The organism is Kribbella sp. HUAS MG21 (assembly GCF_040254265.1).
Lineage (GTDB): Bacteria > Actinomycetota > Actinomycetes > Propionibacteriales > Kribbellaceae > Kribbella.
On the sequence record NZ_CP158165.1, the window covers coordinates 6,239,956 to 6,255,190 of the forward strand.

Consider the following 15,235-nt stretch of genomic DNA (forward strand, 5'->3'; position numbering starts at 1 on the left):
ACCGTGTGTGCACAGTTCAGCTGGCTCAGACCCTGCTTTCTGACACTGCCGCGACCAGACGGTTGACGTGGAGGTCGACCCAACAGGAGACCGGGCGACCGGCGTCCGCCGGCCGCCCGCCCGCATTATCTGAGCCCGAAGGCCCGGATGATCGTCTGGCTGATGCCGCCGCCGTTGCGCTGCTTGGCCGTGACCCGCACCGACACGTGCCCAGCCAGCGGTGGTGCCTGCAGGCGCGTCTCCCAGCTGCCCTTGCGCTCCTTGAGCTGCAGCCGTTGCCAGCTCGCCCCGTCGTCGTACGAGACCTCCAGCCCGACCGCGACGACCGCGTCCTGCCGGGCACTGCTGCCCAGCACCACCGGCTTGACCGCGAAGACCGAGTTCCGCTTCGCCCGCCCGGCCGGGTCGACGTCCACGCCGTAGTCGAGCTGGGCCAGCGGCAGCGGCTGGTTCTCCGCCTCCTCGGACGTGAAGCTCCACTCGGTGTGCGTGCTCGTCGAGTACGGCGTCAGCTCTGCATTCCCGACAGTGTCGACCACCAGCCGGTACGGACGCTTCTCCGGCGCCAGGCCGCCCACACCGAAGTCCGGCCGCGGGCCGTTCCCGACCAGCTTCTCCTCGCCCTGGTACAGCGCGAAGGCGCGCGTCATCAGGGCGTCGCCACTGTGCGCGGACCCGCCGTCACCGAACCCCGCGATCATGCCGCCCATCGCATTGCCGACCCGGTGCGGGAGCTCGAACTCGAGCATCCGCGGCCGCACGATCGGACCGAACCACCGGTGGCTCTGCACGCTGCGCGGCTGGTAGCTCGTGATGTCGGTGAACGTCGCCCAGCCGTTGATCGAGGCGTACTGCTGCCACTTCGCGCCCGCCGACACCCAGTCCGTCCGGTGTCCCACCGCGGGCTTCGCCGGGAACCGTGGCGCCCGGATCGACCCGAAGACGGCGTACGGGAACGCGGCCGGGAAGTACTCGTACGCCGGACTGTCCTCGCGACTCTCCAGGACTCGCTGCCCGTTGGTGGGAGCGAAGTCGTTCTCGATCCGGGCGAGGCTGCCGGGGTCCGTGGCAGCGGACGGGTCGTCCGGGACCTTGCCCTGGTGGTAGTCGACCAGGTCGTACAGGTACGACGGCACCGGGTTGGCCGCGAAGGTCAGCTCGGTCCGGCGCGTGCTGAGCTTCTTGATCAGGGCCTCGCCGTCGGCGAGCGTGAGCGACGCCGTCGGGATCGGGCCGAGGGTCTGGCCGTCGGCTCCGCCGTACCAGTCGTTGTAGCGGCCGATGCCGTCGTTGACCACGAGCAGCATGGCCGCACCGGCGGCGTGCGCCGCGGCGGCCCGGTCCGCGGGCGGTACGTCGATGCTGTTGCGGACGACGACCGCCTTGCCACGCGCGGCCAGAGCGGCGTACTCAGCGGGCGTGCCGGTGCCGGCGAAGACGGCCGTGACGCGCTTCGTGCCGGCGTGGAACGCCGGGGAGCCGGGCTGGACGAGCAGCGAGTCGTCGTGGCTGCGGCCGTCGTAGCTGATCGTCAGCGGCGTCTGCTCAGCCCGGAACCGGGTGGTCAGCACGAAGCTGCCGGTGCGGACCGCGTTCTTCGTCGGCAGCGCCCAGAAGCTGTCGTAGTCCGGCGGCGGCATGAAGATCTCGTGCAGCGCCGACCTGTCGTCGGGCGTCGGCTGCGCCGAGGTGAAGGACCGGAAGAGGTCGAACCTGCTCGTGGTGACGGTCGTCGGCTTGGGCGTGTCGACCTTGATCGGACGGCTCCGCGACGCGTCCAGCACGACGGTCCGGTCCGCGGTCAGGTCGACCTCGGGCGCGGTCAGGAAGGCCAGGCCGAGCGAGTGCGGACCGTTGCTGCCGGGCACGTCCAGCGTCGAGATGATCGTGTACGAGCCGGGCGCCCAACGGCTGGTGAGCTTGCCGTCCGCGGCCCACAGCACGGTGGACTTTCCGTCCGCGCCGGTGATCTCGACCTCACCGCTGACCGGCTTGCCGGTCCGGTCTTTCAGCTGGACGTTCAGGTTGTACTTCTTCGGCTCGACGGCCAGCCCGACGGCCGTGTGCACGGAGCCGGTCGAGGTGGTCGCGAGGACCTGGGCGGCGTACTGGCCGGGAGCCAGGCCGTTCGGGTCCGCCGTGAAATCGACCGCGGCGGTGCCGTTCGCGGGCACTGTCACCTGGGTCGCGCCGAGGCGGAAGATTTCGGCGTGGTCGGTGGACAGCCGCAGCGTGAGCGGCTTGTCCGTGGTGTTGCGGTAGCTGATCTGCCGTTTGACCGGCGTCCGGACCGGGTTCGGCGACCACTGGACGAGCCCGGCGTCGACCGATCCGGAGGCGATGAGCTGCCCGTGCAGCGAGGCCGCCGCGACGTCGACGCGCCCGGTCCCCGCCTCGTACGGCGTGTACGCGGGCGTCAGCTTGCTGGTGCTCATCAGCGCGTCCTTGAGCTGCTGCCCGGTCCAGTCCGGGTGCTGCGCGGCGAGCAGGACGGCCGCACCGGCGACGTGCGGAGCCGCCATCGACGTACCGCTGTCGGTCCGGTAGTAGCCATCCCCGCCGTCGTTCATGTACTGCGACCGCCCGGCCAGGACGTCGACGCCGGGTGCGGTCAGGTCGGGCTTGAGGCCGTCGTCCATCAGCCGCGGGCCGACGCTGGAGAAGTCGGCCAGCTGGTCCGAACCGTCCACCGCGCCGACGGTCAGGGCGGCGTCCGCGGTACCCGGTGAGCTGATGCTGTACGGGCTGCTCCCCGAGTTGCCCGCCGCGATCACGAACAGGGCACCGGTCTCGGCGCTCAACTTGTTCACGGCCTGACTCAGCGGATCGTCCTGGGCGTGCCAGGCCGGCGTTCCCAGGCTCATGTTGATCACCTTGGCGTGCTCGGTCCGCGCCGCCCACTCCATCCCGGCGATGATGCCGGAGATCGGGCCGGAGCCGCTGTCGCCGAGCACCTTGCCCACGATGAGATCGGCGTCCGGTGCGACGCCGCGCTCCTTGCCGTCCGAGGCCGCGCCGGTACCTGCGACGGTCGACGCGGTGTGGGTGCCGTGACCGTTGCGGTCGACGACGTCCTCACCGGCCACGAAGCTCTTGGTCGCCACGATCCGCGGTGCCAGGTCCGGGTGCCCCGGATCCACACCGGAGTCCAGCACGGCGACCCGCACGCCTGTGCCGGTCACGCCCGCTGCCCACACCGCGGGCGCTCCGATCTGTGCAGTGGTGTCAGCGAGCATCGTCTGCGCCTTGGCGTCGAGCCAGACCTTGCCGATCCCCGCCGCGAACGAGGGCGCCGCGGCGGTGCTCGACTTCGCTCGCGGACCGCTCCGTCCGGTCAGCGCCGACCAGAGCGCCGCTGCTTCCGCCTTCTCGGCCTTGACGGCCGCGCCGTCGACCGACGGCAGGTCGAACGTGGTGGTCGTGCCCGGCAGCGCCGAGCGGCGCGCGGACTTGGCGGCCACGCCCGGCGAGCCCGTGACGACCAGCGGGAGGTCCTTGCTCCGGGCGTTGTCGTACCCCTGAGCCACCAGCTCGCTGACGTTGAACAGCTGCTTGTCGAGCTGCCCGGTGGCCAGGTACGGCATCGCGGGGCCCGGGTAGACGAACGTGTCGCCGTTCTCGACCTTGACTCGTACCGGGCCGCTCGATCGCGGAGCGCGTTCGACGGCCTGCACCGACACGGCGCGGCCGGGACCGCGCGCGACCGTGACCTTGTCGCCGGTGATGAGCGTGAGATCGACGGGTGTACCCCCTGCCGCGGCCGCGCCGCCGGCGGTGGGGAGTGGTGGGGGAGGTTCGGCGCCGGCCGTCGTCGGAGTGGCGAGACCGGCGACCAGGAGAAGCGCAGCGGCCGGCACGAGCAGCCGACGGGCAGAAGAACGCATGGTGTCCTCTCGGTGGTCTGGGTGACCGAATCTGATCAGCACCGGGGGACAGGTGTAAACGAATTGCCCGTTTTCGCCAGCGACGCCGAGATTTGGCAAGAATGGGCACGCAGTCTGTCCGTGCACCAGCGGGCTGACTTTCTTGGTGGATGCTTCCATCTTTCGGTCGGCATCAGCGATCATGGGTTGGCCGCGTGCCGACTGAGGGGGATGGGGGAACCGGACCGCGCACCGGGGTCCCTGGGAGTGCATGGCTGTTCTGGGTACCAAGCTGCACGTTCCGCCGCCGCGTCGGCGGTTGGTCGCGCGGGCTCGGTTGCTTGCGCGGGTCGGAGGTGGGGCGGCACCTCGGCTTGTCCTGGTGTCGGCGCCGGCGGGGTTCGGGAAGACGACGTTGCTGGTGCAGTGGCTGGGCTCGGACCCTGCTGCGAGCAGGGGTGACGCGGCGGGTGTCGCTTGGGTGTCTCTGGATGCGGCGGACGCTGATGTGCGGCAGTTTCTGCATGATCTGGTGGCTGCGATCCAGGTGTCGGCGTCCGAGGTGGGAGCCGAGGCCGTGGGGTTGATGGACACCGATCGTGGGTTCGTGGTCGAGGATGTGCTGGCCGGCCTGGTCAACGACCTTGATGCGTACGCCGGTTCGTTCGTGGTGGCGCTCGACGACTATCACCTCGCTGACGATCCGGCGGTGCACGAGGCCGTGAGGTTCCTGCTGGATCACTTGCCGCCGCGGGTCACGTTGGCGATGACGACGAGGGCCGACCCTCCGCTGCCGTTGTCGCGGCTGCGTGCCCGGGGTGAGCTGGTGGAGTTTCGCGCTGCCGATCTTCGCTTCACTGTTGCTGAGGCCGAGCAGTTCCTGAACCAGGTGATGGGGCTGGGGCTGGGGGCAGAGCTGGTCGAGGCGCTCGAGGCCCGAACGGAGGGTTGGGCGGCAGGCCTTCAGCTGGCGGCGCTGTCTGCGCGCGGCCACAGCAGCGGGAGCGCGCAGACGCGTGGAGTCGAGGAGTTCGTCGAGGCGTTCAGTGGGAGCAACCGATTCGTTCTCGACTACCTGGTCGAGGAGGTACTCGCCGCCCAGCCAGCTGACGTGCGCTCCTTCCTGCTCGATACCTCGGTCCTGGATCGGTTCACGGGGTCGCTGTGTGACGCGGTGACCGGCCGCGACGACGGGACGCGGATGCTGGAGTTGCTTGACCGCGGCAACCTGTTCTTGATTCCGCTCGACGACGAGCGGCGGTGGTTCCGCTACCACCAGCTGTTCGCGGACGCATTGCAGGCACGGCTGGTGGGGGAGGAGCCGGACCGAGTGCCGCAGCTGCATCGGGCCGCCAGCGAATGGCTCGCCAAGCAGGGCGAGCTGACGGGCGCCGTCGACCACGCACGATCGGCGGGCGACGTCGAGCACACCGCCGATTTGGTCGAGCTGGCTCTGCCCGCGGCGCGGAAGGACCGGCAGAACGCACTCCTGCGTGAGTGGCTGGGCTGTTTGCCCGATGACGTCGTACGACGGCGTCCGCTGCTGGCCACGTTCGCTGGGTGGAGTCGGCTCGCCGAGGGCGACGTGGATGGGGTGGAGACGTGGCTGGACGCCGCGCAGACCCGCCTCGAGACCGCGGCGCCGAGCTATCCCGCGATCGGTATGTCGACCGCTTGGTTGGCTACGGCGGCCCGGGAGCGCGAGCGCGAGATCGCCGGGCTGCCGGCCATGATCGAGGTCTATCGTGCCGCGGTCGCTCAGGCTCGCGGTGATGTCGAGGCTACGGTCGTCCGCGCCCGCCGGGCGCTCGAGCTTGCCGGTCCGGAGGACCACTTCCCGCGCGGTGCGGCGGCCGGCTTCGTCGGCCTGGCGGCGTGGGCCGCCGGCGACCTCGGTACCGCGGTCGACACGTTCACCGAAGCGGTCGCGAGCCTGAAAGCGGCCGGGATGGTGGCGGACGAGCTGGGCGCCACCGTCGTACTGGGCAACATGTGGCTGGCGCGGGGACGGCCGCTGGTGGCGCGACAGTTGTACGAACGCGCGCTGGACGCGGCAGAGAACCGCAGCGGCCCGGCGCTTCCCACCGTCGGTGATCTGCACGTCGGTCTCGCCGACGTCCTGCGCGAGCAAGGGCACCTCGATGCGGCCGCGCAGCACCTCGACATTGCGCGCGAGCTCGGCGACGTGGCGTCCCTGCTGGAGAACCGGCATCGCTGGTACGCCGCCATGGCCGGCCTGCTGGTCGCGCACGGCGACCTCGACGGTGCCGCCGACATGCTAGACCGAGTCGAGCCGTTGTTCCTGCCTGGCTTCTATCCCGACGTACGTCCTGTCCCGGCGGCCAGGGCCCGGATCCGGATCGCTCAGGACCGCCTTGACGAGGCTGCGGACTGGGCGCGCGCTACGCAGGTCAGCGACCCGGACGCCTACTTGTCGGAGTACGACCAGCTCACCCTTGCCCGGCTGCTGATTGCTCAGTATCGCGCGGGTCGAGCCAGGATCGACGTGGCCTTCGGCGTTCTCGATCGTGTCCTCGCGTCGGCCGAGGCCGCGCACCGGGACGGCAGCGTGATCGAGGCCCGGTGGCTGCGCGCGCTTGCCTACGATGCCGGCGGAGACCGGACGCAGGCGCTCGACGATCTCGGCAAGGCGCTCACCTCGGGTGTACCGGCCGGCTACCGCAGGCTGTTCCTTGACGAAGGAACCCCGGCCGAGGATCTTCTCCGCGTCGCGGCCGGTCGGCAGGACCTCCCGGCCGCCGCGGAGGCAACGACGTTGCTCGACGCCCTGCGCCGGATGCGCGGTGAGGCCTCGGCGCGGCCGGTGGGACCGGATTCGTTGAGCGAGCGGGAGATCGAGGTACTCCGGCTGTTGGCGACCGACCTGACCGGACCCGAGATCTCCAGCCGGTTGTTCCTGTCGATCAACACCTTCCGGACCCACACCCGGCACATCTTCACCAAGCTCGACGTGACCACCCGACGGGCCGCCGTCACACGCGCCGGCGACCTGGGACTGCTGTAGCCGCGGGCAATCACAGTCCCGATCACATGGTCATGTGATGTGGCCTCACAGGACCGGCTCCTAACGTCCTGACTGTCGCCGGAACCCGGGCGACAGGACGCAAGGGAGCCAGTCATGACCATCACCACCAGCAGCCTCACCAAGTCAGCCGGGGCCGCTGCCGCCGTTGCCGGCGCCATCTTCATCGGTGTCCAGCTCAACCATCCACCGGCAGACGTCGCACACATCGCCACCACCGAGATGGCTGTCCGTGAGACCGCGAAGACCGTGATGGCCGTCCTGGCGCTGGCCGGCTTCACCGGCATGTTCCTCCGCAGCCGCCACCGGCTCGGCGTCGTCGGCCTGATCGGCTACCTGCTGCTCGGCGTCGGGTACCTCGCCCTGTTCGCCGTCCAGGTCATCGTGGCCTGTGTTCTCCCTACAGTCAGCAAGTCGGACCCGCGCTACGTTCAAGACGTCGTCGATGCGGCCACGGGCGGCAGCCCGACGGGTGACATCGGCGGGATGCAGGTCCTGTTCAACCTCTCCGGAGCCGGCTATATGCTCGGCGGCCTGCTCTTCGGCATCGCTCTGTACCGCGCCGGGGTCCTGGCCCGCTGGGCCTGCGCCCTGCTCGCCGTCGCCACGGTCTCGACCGCCGCACTCGCGGTGTTGCCGCAGTCCTTCAACCGTCCGATGGCGGTTCCCACCGGCGTCGCACTGATCGGTCTCGGGGTCTCCTTGTGGCGCACCAGCCGCACCGCGGGAGACGCTGCGCCGAATCTGCCCGCGGTTGCTTCCCAGATCAGCGCCACCCCGGTCCGATGACCGCCGAGGCGACGACCTCGATGCGCAGACGCCGCAGCCGGAACGCCGTCGCACGCCCCGCCGGACAGCACCAGGCTCGGGGCTGGCCGGTCCCGGCCGGACTGGTCGCCCTGTCCGCGATCCCACTGACGGCCGGCACGTTCCGGCTCATCCAGCTCGCCGGCGGCCCGGACGTCATGCCCGCCGACCACCGCTTCACCGGGTTCCCGGCCGCGCTGGTCATGCACATCACCGGTGCCGCGGTCTTCGTAGTCCTCGGTGCGCTCCAGTTCGTGCCCCGTATCCGGCGTCGGCACCGCGCCTGGCACCGGCGTGCCGGACGCGTCGCCGCTGTCACCGGTCTTGCGGTGGCCGCGTCGGCGCTGTGGCTGACGCTGTTCTACGAAGCGCAGCCTGGCACAGGTGATCTGTTGTACGTTTTCCGGCTGGTGTTCTCGGCGGCGATGGCCGCGTGCCTACTGCTCGGCTTCGCGGCGATCCGACGCCGCGACATCGCCACGCACCGGGCGTGGATGATCCGGGCCTACGCGATCGGACTCGGCGCCGGCACCCAGGCGTTCACCAAAGGAGTCGGCGGCGCCGTCTTCGGCGCCGGCGAGCTTCGCGGCGACCTCTTCAAGGCAGCCGGATGGGTCATCAACCTCGCCATCGCCGAATGGGCCGTACGCCGCCCCGCATACCGCGGCCGCGTACGGGCAGCAGTGCAGTCATGACTACAACGACCGGTGCTGCCCGCGCCCCGGACGTCACGGCGTACGAACTCTGTCTCGCCGGACACCTCGACGACCACTGGTCCGCCGTACTCGGCGACCTGACACTCACCCGCCGCACCGATGGCACCACGACCCTGAGCGGGCCGGTTTCCGGCCAGGCTCAGCTCCACGGCATCCTCAACCGGATCCGCGACCTCGGCACCACCCTCCTCTCGCTCCGAATCCTCGACACACCGGCCGCGGGTATGCCATACGCGACCAGCGCCGCAGAACGGTGGCGGTGAGTCAGTCGAGGTAACTCGTGCTGCCGAGACCGAGCACGAGGCCGCCGACGATGAGTGCGCTCGACAGGATCAAGCGGTGGCGGACAGCGGCGACGACGCCGAGTGCAGCCATGACCAAGGCCGCAATGACAAGCACTGTGGCGAGTTGCATCCGCCAAACGTACGGTTCCCAACGCGGCAGGTGTGCGTTTCTGTCATGTCTCTAACGAATCGGCTGCGGCATCGAGGCTGACGCACGGGCCGACGTGTTGTCTATCGGTCGAGTTGGAGGTGGTGCCAGGAGCGGAGGGTCAGGGTGATGGCGAGTGCGGCGACTGGTGCCACGAGGGCGAGCTGTGCGGGTGTGACGGTGATGCCGGTGCTGATTGCCCAGAGGGCGGGGGCGGCGAACGGGAACCAGCCGCCGGTGCCTGCGATCACGCTCACCTGGGACGCGACGACGATGGCCAGGGTGGTCCCGATGCCGGCGAGCACGGATCGGCCGACGGTTGCCGCCCAGGCGGCGGGGGTGGCGATGACGAGGTTGAGGATCGAGAGGCCGAGCAGTCTGCCGATCGCCGGTGCGGCGTCGGGCGGGATCGGGCCGAGTCCGCCGGCCAGGCCGAGGAGGATCAGGGCGAGCACCAGGGCGAGGGCGGTGACCAGTCCCCACATCAGGTAGACGGTGAGCTTGGCGGTGGCGAGTGTCCGGCGGGAGAGCGGGATCGCGAACAGGCCGGTGATGGTGCCGTCGGCGAATTCCCGGCTGAACAGCCAGCTGAGCACCACGCCGTACCCGATGAGGCCGGCGGCGCCGGTGACCTGGATGGCGACGGTGAGGTAGCCGACCCAGCCGCCGGGGTCGATCAACGGGCCCAGCTTGGCGGCGAGTTGCGGATCGTCGGTGTCGACCGCCAGCAGCATCGCGGAGCAGATCAGCGAGATGCCCAGCACGATCAGGACGCCGGTGACCCGCGCCACGGCCGCGTGCGTGAGTTTGGTGAGTTCGACGACGAGGCCGGTGATCATGCTGGTTCCTTGTTGTCCTGGTCGCTGTGGACGAGCTCGAAGAACGACCGCTCGATGTCGACACCGTGCGGATCGAGAGCTCCGATGATGCGCCCGGCGTTCATCACCGAGATCCGGTCGCCGATGCGTGCGACCTCGTCGAGGTGGTGGCTGCTGACCAGGAGGGCTGCGCCCGCGGCCGCGCGGCGCAGCAGTGCTTCGCGGAGCAGGATCACGCCGGCTGGGTCGAGGGCGTTGGTGGGTTCGTCCAGCACGATGAGCCGCGGGTGGTGCTGGAGCGCGGAGGCGAGGCCGAGCCGCTGCTTGTTCCCGAGCGAGAGTTTGCCGGCTCGGCGGTCGGCGTACTGCGTCAGCTGCAGTTCGGCTACAGCTGCGTCGACGATGCCGGGAATCCTGGCCGGTGGGACGCCGTGCAGCCGGGCGCCGAGGACCAGGTTCTGCCGGCAGGTCAGCTCGCGGTAGGCCAGCGGGTGGTCGATCAGATGCCCGGCCGTCGACCAGTCGGTGCGGTCGAGGCTGCGGCCGTGGATGGTGACTGCTCCGCTGGTCGGTTTCAGTATGCCGAGGAGGAGCCGCATCAGCGTGGTCTTCCCGGCGCCGTTCAGGCCGACGAGTGCGTGGATCTCACCTGGCGCGATCTGGAGGTCGACACCGCGTACGCCGGTACCGTCGTCGAACCCGCGGACCAGCCCTCGGGCGTCCAGCGCGGGTTCAGTCACGGTGGGCCTCGAGGACGTCGAGAGCGGTCTCGATCGCTTGCCCGAGGTCGTCGGAGTCGGTCAGGCTCCATGCGAGGAGGGCGGTGTTGAGTGCGCCCATCACTGCCGCAGCGGCGATCTGTGCTTCCGTGCGGTGGGTGCCGCCGTCGGTGAGAGCGTCGGTGATCACCGCCTCCGTCGCGGCGGTTCCGCCGGCGATGCTGGTGCGCAGGGTGGGAGTCTGCGCGACGATGCGGAGCCGGATCCGGACCTCTTCGACCGACGGTTGCGGAAGCTGCTGCCACGCCGTACGGATTCCGCGGGCCGCACGGCTGATCGGATCGAGGCCGATCGGCTGCTGCCGGATCGCGACGCCGATCGCCGGGTCGTACGGATCGTCGACCAGCACGCTCGCCTTGCCCGGGAAGTGCCGGAAGAACGTCACCTCGGTCACCCCCGCGCGCGCCGCGATCTGGCTCACGCTCGTCGCGTCGTACCCCCGCTCCGCGAACAGCTCCAGAGCCGCGGCCAGCAGCCGGTCCCGGGTCCTCTCGGCTCGTGACGCCACGAACCAAATGTTAGCCACTAACATTCGAACCTCGCAAGACCTGGGTGCCGCCACGCTTGCCAGCCGATTGAACATGCGTTTAGTGTTTGAACATGCGTTCAACCGCAGCACCCGGTGGCTCGGCCGAGAGGGCCGGGCAGGGGACGGTCGAGCGGATCCGGGACGCCGCGATCCTGCGGTACGGGCGGGACGGGTTCTCGGTGGGGCTGCGGGCGGTGGCCGCGGACGCCGGGGTGACCGCGGGCCTGGTGGTGCACCATTTCGGATCGAAGGACGGGCTGCGGCGCGCGTGTGACGCGTATGTCCTGGACGTCATCCGGTCGGAGAAGCTGAAAGCGGCGACGGGTGGTCCGGCGGCGGCGATCGCGCAGCTGGCGGCGGTGGAGGAGTACGCGCCGATGGCGTTGTACTCGTTGCGGAGCCTGCAGGCCGGTGGCGAGCTCGCGACGGCGTTCATGGAGCGGATGTGCGCCGACGCGCTGGAGTATCTCGAGGCCGGCGTCGCGAAGGGTCTGATCAGGCCGAGCCGGGATCCCGCGGCGCGCGCACGGTATCTGGCGACGCAGGCGATGGGGTCGTTGTTGTTGTGGGTCTCGCTGCACCCCGGGTTCCGGGAGATCGACGATTTCCGCAAGGAGCTGCGGCAGATCTCCGACGAGATCACGCTGCCGGCGCTCGAGGTGTTCACGGAGGGGCTGTTCGTCGACCGCAAGATGCTCGACGAGTACTTGATGTACGTCTGCGATCCGCCGGCCGGCGACGCGAAACCGTAGCCGGACACGCGCCTGTCTCCAGGTGCTGCCAGACGACATCACGCCGGGGCGCTCCCCGGACTCACTCTGAAGAGGTTCAGCGATGACTGCTGCCCAGAACGCAGCTCTGACGATCCAGCAACTCCACAAGTCCTTCGGCCAGGTGAAGGCACTCGACGGTCTCGACCTGACCGTCCAGGCCGGCCAGGTGGCCGGTTTTCTCGGTCCCAACGGCGCCGGCAAGTCCACCACGATCCGGATCGTGCTCGGACTGCTCGGCGCCGATTCCGGGTACGTCGACGTACTCGGCCTGCACCCGTGGCACGACGCGGTCGAGCTGCACCGCCGCCTCGCGTACGTGCCCGGCGACGTGAGCCTGTGGCCGAACCTGACCGGCGGTGAGGCGATCGATCTGCTGTCCAGGTTGCGCGGCGGCGCGTCGAAGGCGCGGCGGGCCGAGCTGCTGGAGCGTTTCGAGCTCGATCCGACGAGGAAGGGACGCACGTACAGCAAGGGCAACCGGCAGAAGGTTGCGCTGGTCGCGGCGCTGGCCGCCGACGTCGAGCTCCTGGTGCTGGACGAGCCGACCTCGGGCCTCGATCCGCTGATGGAGACGGTGTTCCAGGAGTGCATCGCCGAGGCGAAGGCCGCGGGGCGTTCGGTGTTGCTCTCCAGCCACATCCTCGCGGAGGTGGAGAAGCTCTGCGACACGGTCACGATCATCCGCGCGGGCCGCGCGGTGCAGTCCGGCACGCTGGCGGAGTTGCGGCATCTGACCCGTACGACAATCACCGTGACGCTGGACGGTGACACGCAGCGGCTGGCCGCGCTGCCCGGCGTCCACGACCTGCGCGCTGCTGACGGGACGGTGACGTTCGACGTGGACCACGACGAGCTCGCCGAGGTAGTGCGGGCGCTAGGCGGTCTCGGCGTACGGAGCCTGACGAGTGCGCCGCCGTCGCTGGAACAGCTGTTCCTGCGCCAGTACGGCGACCAGTTGGCCGAGGTGGCGTCATGACGAACTTCACCGCGACAGGCGACCTGATCCGGTTCGCGCTGCGCCGCGACCGGGTGAAGCTGCCGATCTGGGTCGGCGCGATCGGCCTCGGCATGCTGTACGCCGTCAACGCGCTGCCGACCGTCTACTCGACGCCCGAGCAACGTCAGGTCCGCGCACGGCTGATGGATTCGCCCGCGGCGACGATGATGTCGGGCCCCGGTTACGGCCTGGACAACTACACCCTCGGTGCGATGATCACCAACGAGATGGTGCTGTGGCTCGCCGTACCGGCCGCGATGATGAGCATCTTCCTGATCGTGCGGCACACCCGCGCCGAGGAGGAGACCGGGCGCGCGGAGCTCGTCCGATCGGCCGTCGTCGGCCGGTACGCCGCACCACTGGCCGCGCTGGTCGTCGCGGTCATCGCCAACGCCGGCGTCGCTGTCCTGGCGGCGCTGGCCCTGATGAGCGGTGAGCTGTCAGCAGCCGACTCGTTCGCTGTCGGTCTCGGGCTGGGCCTGACGGGTCTGGTCTTCGCCGGCGTCGCGACCGTGACCGCGCAGCTGACCGAGCACGCCCGGTCGGCGTCGAGCCTGGCGATGGCGGTCGTCGGAGCCGCGTTCCTGTTGCGAGCGGTAGGGGACGCGTCGCAGCGTGGCGGCAACTTCCTGTCGTGGCTGTCGCCGCTGGCGTGGACGCAGCAGCTGCGTCCGTTCGTCGATCTGCGGTGGTGGCCGCTGCTGCTGCCGGTCGCGTTCGTCGTGGCTGCTGTCGGCGTGGCTTATGCCTTGTCCGGACGGCGTGATGTCGGTGCCGGACTGCTACCGGCGAGGCTCGGAAGAGCGCACGCGGCACCGTCGCTGTCCACGCCGCTCGGGCTGGCGGCGCGACAGCAGCGGGCCAGCCTCATCGGCTGGGGGAGCGGGCTGTTCGTGTTCGCCGTGGCCACCGGTTCGTTGAGTGATTCGGTGGCCGAGGCGGTCGCCGAGAACCCGGAGATGGGTGAGGTGTTCCGCGCCGCCGGACAGGATCCGACGGATGGCTTCTTCGGCGCGATGGCGTTGTTCTTCGCGTTGATGATCGCGGCGTTCGCGGTCACGTCCGTACTGCGCCTGAGGTCCGAGGAACGCACCGGTCACGCCGAGGCAGCGTTGGCCACCGCGGTCAGCCGCCGTCGCTGGATCGCTTCGTGGCTCGGGTACACCGCGCTGGCCTCCGTTGTACTGCTGCTCCTCAGCGGATTCGGCGTCGGTCTCGGCGCTGTCACGAGCGGATCGGACAGCGGTGTGCTTGCCGAGGCGACGGTGGCTACCCTCGCCTTCGTCCCTGCGGTCCTGGTGGTGGTCGGCGTTGCGGCGGTGCTGTTCGGCGTCCGGCCGGGGCTGTCGAGCTGGGCTTGGCTCGTGGTCGCCTACGCCTTCTTCTTCGGCTTCTTCGGTGCGCTGCTGGGCCTGCCTGACGGCTTCGCCAAGCTGTCCCCGTTCGGCCACACCACCGCCATGCCGCTGTCGAGCATCGAGGTACTCCCGCTGCTCGTCCTGACCGTCGTCGCCGCGGTCCTGACAGTTGCCGGAGGCATCGGCTTCCGCAACCGGGATCTCGAGCTGTCCTGAAACGCCGGACTCGGCGCTGCCCGCGAGAGGAAGCGCCGAGTCCGGCGGTCCGGCACTGTCAGGTGCCGGAGGTCGACGCGGCGAGCGTGTCCTCGACCTTCTCGACCGCCGCCGTACTGGCACCCTCGATGTCTTCGGGCAGTCCGTTGACGACTGTGACGGCCACGACGACGTCATCGACCGCGGCGGTGACCATGGTGACCTCGAACCCCTGCGCCGGGCCCGCGGTCGCCGTGAACCGGACGGCCACGGGATCGGTGCCGACGTCCGGCGCGGAGACCTCACGAACGCTGATCGGTGACGTTCCTTCGCCCGGAACCTTCAAGGACATCGTGCGGCACGCGGTGACGGCCTGCCTGAAGGACTTCTGCAAGGCCTGCGCAGCCGCCGGTGATCCCATGGCGTCGATGGTCTCGTCGATGAACGGGCCTTGGGCGCCACCGGAGTACGACTGGCCGGCGGACGCCTTCGAGCCGGGCGGGTTGTCGGCGTTGGTGAAGGCAACGAGCTTGGCGCAGCGACTGTCCTTCGATGAGACGGTGACGTCGGCGTCATCGCCCGCGGCGTCCTTCTCGATCGAGAAGCCTGGTGGCAGATCGGCCAGCACCAGCAACGCCTTGGCGAGCTGGGCCGCGGTCCGTTTCGGTACGGCGGACGGTACGGCGCTCGGCGAAGCGGCCGGCGGCGTACTGCTGGGCGTACTGCTGGGCGCGGTGGCCGGCGTGGTGCTGGTAGGCGCCGGTGTGGACGACGGGGTGCTAGAGGCCGTCGGGGAGCCACTGTCGGTTCCGCCGGAGCAGGCGGTGAACGCAAGCATGAGAACCGCGGAGCAGGCGACGGCTCTGAGTGACTTCGTCATGGGGTCTCCTGGTGGCAAGGCATGGGTCGGGCGCTGCCGACCAGA

At 69.9% G+C, this 15,235-nt stretch carries 13 protein-coding genes; 7 read left to right on the forward strand and 6 right to left on the reverse strand.

The annotated features are described in order from the left end of the window. Positions 1-125 precede the first annotated feature (125 nt). Positions 126-3,884, reverse strand: a complete 3,759-nt coding sequence (locus ABN611_RS30175; RefSeq protein ID WP_350275648.1) for a S8 family serine peptidase — start codon at positions 3,882-3,884, stop codon at positions 126-128. A gap of 361 nt (positions 3,885-4,245) precedes the next feature. On the opposite strand from ABN611_RS30175, the gene ABN611_RS30180 reads away from it, so the two are divergent. From ABN611_RS30180 to ABN611_RS30195, 4 genes are all read left to right on the forward strand, one after another. After that, complete coding sequence (locus ABN611_RS30180; protein ID WP_350275649.1) at positions 4,246-6,888, forward strand: LuxR C-terminal-related transcriptional regulator; 2,643 nt, start codon at positions 4,246-4,248, stop codon at positions 6,886-6,888. Positions 6,889-7,002: 114 nt separating this feature from the next. Then, positions 7,003-7,695: a hypothetical protein gene (locus ABN611_RS30185; RefSeq protein WP_350275650.1), complete on the forward strand. Its 693-nt coding sequence runs from the start codon at positions 7,003-7,005 to the stop codon at positions 7,693-7,695. After that, positions 7,692-8,408, forward strand: coding sequence for a DUF2306 domain-containing protein (locus ABN611_RS30190; protein WP_350275651.1), 717 nt, complete (start codon positions 7,692-7,694; stop codon positions 8,406-8,408). Before ABN611_RS30185 ends, ABN611_RS30190 begins: the two co-directional genes overlap by 4 nt. Continuing rightward, complete coding sequence (locus ABN611_RS30195) at positions 8,405-8,692, forward strand: hypothetical protein (RefSeq protein WP_350275652.1); 288 nt, start codon at positions 8,405-8,407, stop codon at positions 8,690-8,692. The genes ABN611_RS30190 and ABN611_RS30195 overlap by 4 nt, the downstream gene beginning before the upstream one ends. Before the next feature lies 1 nt (position 8,693). On the opposite strand, the gene ABN611_RS30200 is transcribed toward ABN611_RS30195, so the two are convergent. The 4 genes from ABN611_RS30200 to ABN611_RS30215 all read right to left on the reverse strand — a co-directional run bounded on the left by ABN611_RS30200 (position 8,694) and on the right by ABN611_RS30215 (position 10,966). Beyond that, positions 8,694-8,843 carry a hypothetical protein gene (locus ABN611_RS30200; protein ID WP_350275653.1) on the reverse strand — a complete coding sequence of 50 codons (150 nt, stop codon included), beginning with the start codon at positions 8,841-8,843 and terminating at the stop codon, positions 8,694-8,696. Positions 8,844-8,944: 101 nt separating this feature from the next. After that, positions 8,945-9,700 (reverse strand): ABC transporter permease, encoded by a 756-nt coding sequence (locus ABN611_RS30205; protein ID WP_350275654.1) that lies wholly within the window; start codon positions 9,698-9,700, stop codon positions 8,945-8,947. Next, positions 9,697-10,419 carry an ABC transporter ATP-binding protein gene (locus ABN611_RS30210; protein ID WP_350275655.1) on the reverse strand — a complete coding sequence of 241 codons (723 nt, stop codon included), beginning with the start codon at positions 10,417-10,419 and terminating at the stop codon, positions 9,697-9,699. The genes ABN611_RS30205 and ABN611_RS30210 overlap by 4 nt, the downstream gene beginning before the upstream one ends. Next, positions 10,412-10,966, reverse strand: a complete 555-nt coding sequence (locus ABN611_RS30215) for a helix-turn-helix domain-containing protein (RefSeq protein WP_350275656.1) — start codon at positions 10,964-10,966, stop codon at positions 10,412-10,414. Before ABN611_RS30215 ends, ABN611_RS30210 begins: the two co-directional genes overlap by 8 nt. 92 nt (positions 10,967-11,058) lie before the next feature. Between ABN611_RS30215 and ABN611_RS30220 the strand changes: the two genes are divergently transcribed. From ABN611_RS30220 to ABN611_RS30230, 3 genes are all read left to right on the forward strand, one after another. Further along, entirely contained in the window at positions 11,059-11,739 is a 681-nt protein-coding gene (locus ABN611_RS30220) for a TetR family transcriptional regulator (RefSeq protein ID WP_350275657.1), read from the forward strand. Positions 11,740-11,821: 82 nt separating this feature from the next. Continuing rightward, positions 11,822-12,736: an ABC transporter ATP-binding protein gene (locus tag ABN611_RS30225; protein WP_350275658.1), complete on the forward strand. Its 915-nt coding sequence runs from the start codon at positions 11,822-11,824 to the stop codon at positions 12,734-12,736. Beyond that, the gene (locus ABN611_RS30230) at positions 12,733-14,331 is read left to right on the forward strand and encodes a polyketide antibiotic transporter (protein WP_350275659.1); all 1,599 of its coding nucleotides are present in this window, start codon (positions 12,733-12,735) and stop codon (positions 14,329-14,331) included. The genes ABN611_RS30225 and ABN611_RS30230 overlap by 4 nt, the downstream gene beginning before the upstream one ends. A gap of 58 nt (positions 14,332-14,389) precedes the next feature. Here ABN611_RS30230 and ABN611_RS30235 read toward each other — a convergent pair whose 3' ends face one another. Next, positions 14,390-15,190 (reverse strand): sensor domain-containing protein, encoded by an 801-nt coding sequence (locus tag ABN611_RS30235; RefSeq protein ID WP_350275660.1) that lies wholly within the window; start codon positions 15,188-15,190, stop codon positions 14,390-14,392. Positions 15,191-15,235: the final 45 nt, after the last annotated feature.

Bases quoted from the DNA above. Each gene is read 5' to 3' on its own strand.
- ABN611_RS30175 (WP_350275648.1), bottom strand. From the start codon at position 3,884: ATGCGTTCTTCTGCCCGTCGGCTGCTCGTGCCGGCCGCTGCGCTTCTC.
- ABN611_RS30185 (WP_350275650.1), top strand. From the start codon at position 7,003: ATGACCATCACCACCAGCAGCCTCACCAAGTCAGCCGGGGCCGCTGCC.
- ABN611_RS30190 (WP_350275651.1), top strand. From the start codon at position 7,692: ATGACCGCCGAGGCGACGACCTCGATGCGCAGACGCCGCAGCCGGAAC.
- ABN611_RS30195 (WP_350275652.1), top strand. From the start codon at position 8,405: ATGACTACAACGACCGGTGCTGCCCGCGCCCCGGACGTCACGGCGTAC.
- ABN611_RS30200 (WP_350275653.1), bottom strand. From the start codon at position 8,843: ATGCAACTCGCCACAGTGCTTGTCATTGCGGCCTTGGTCATGGCTGCA.
- ABN611_RS30205 (WP_350275654.1), bottom strand. From the start codon at position 9,700: ATGATCACCGGCCTCGTCGTCGAACTCACCAAACTCACGCACGCGGCC.
- ABN611_RS30220 (WP_350275657.1), top strand. From the start codon at position 11,059: ATGCGTTCAACCGCAGCACCCGGTGGCTCGGCCGAGAGGGCCGGGCAG.
- ABN611_RS30225 (WP_350275658.1), top strand. From the start codon at position 11,822: ATGACTGCTGCCCAGAACGCAGCTCTGACGATCCAGCAACTCCACAAG.
- ABN611_RS30230 (WP_350275659.1), top strand. From the start codon at position 12,733: ATGACGAACTTCACCGCGACAGGCGACCTGATCCGGTTCGCGCTGCGC.
- ABN611_RS30235 (WP_350275660.1), bottom strand. From the start codon at position 15,190: ATGACGAAGTCACTCAGAGCCGTCGCCTGCTCCGCGGTTCTCATGCTT.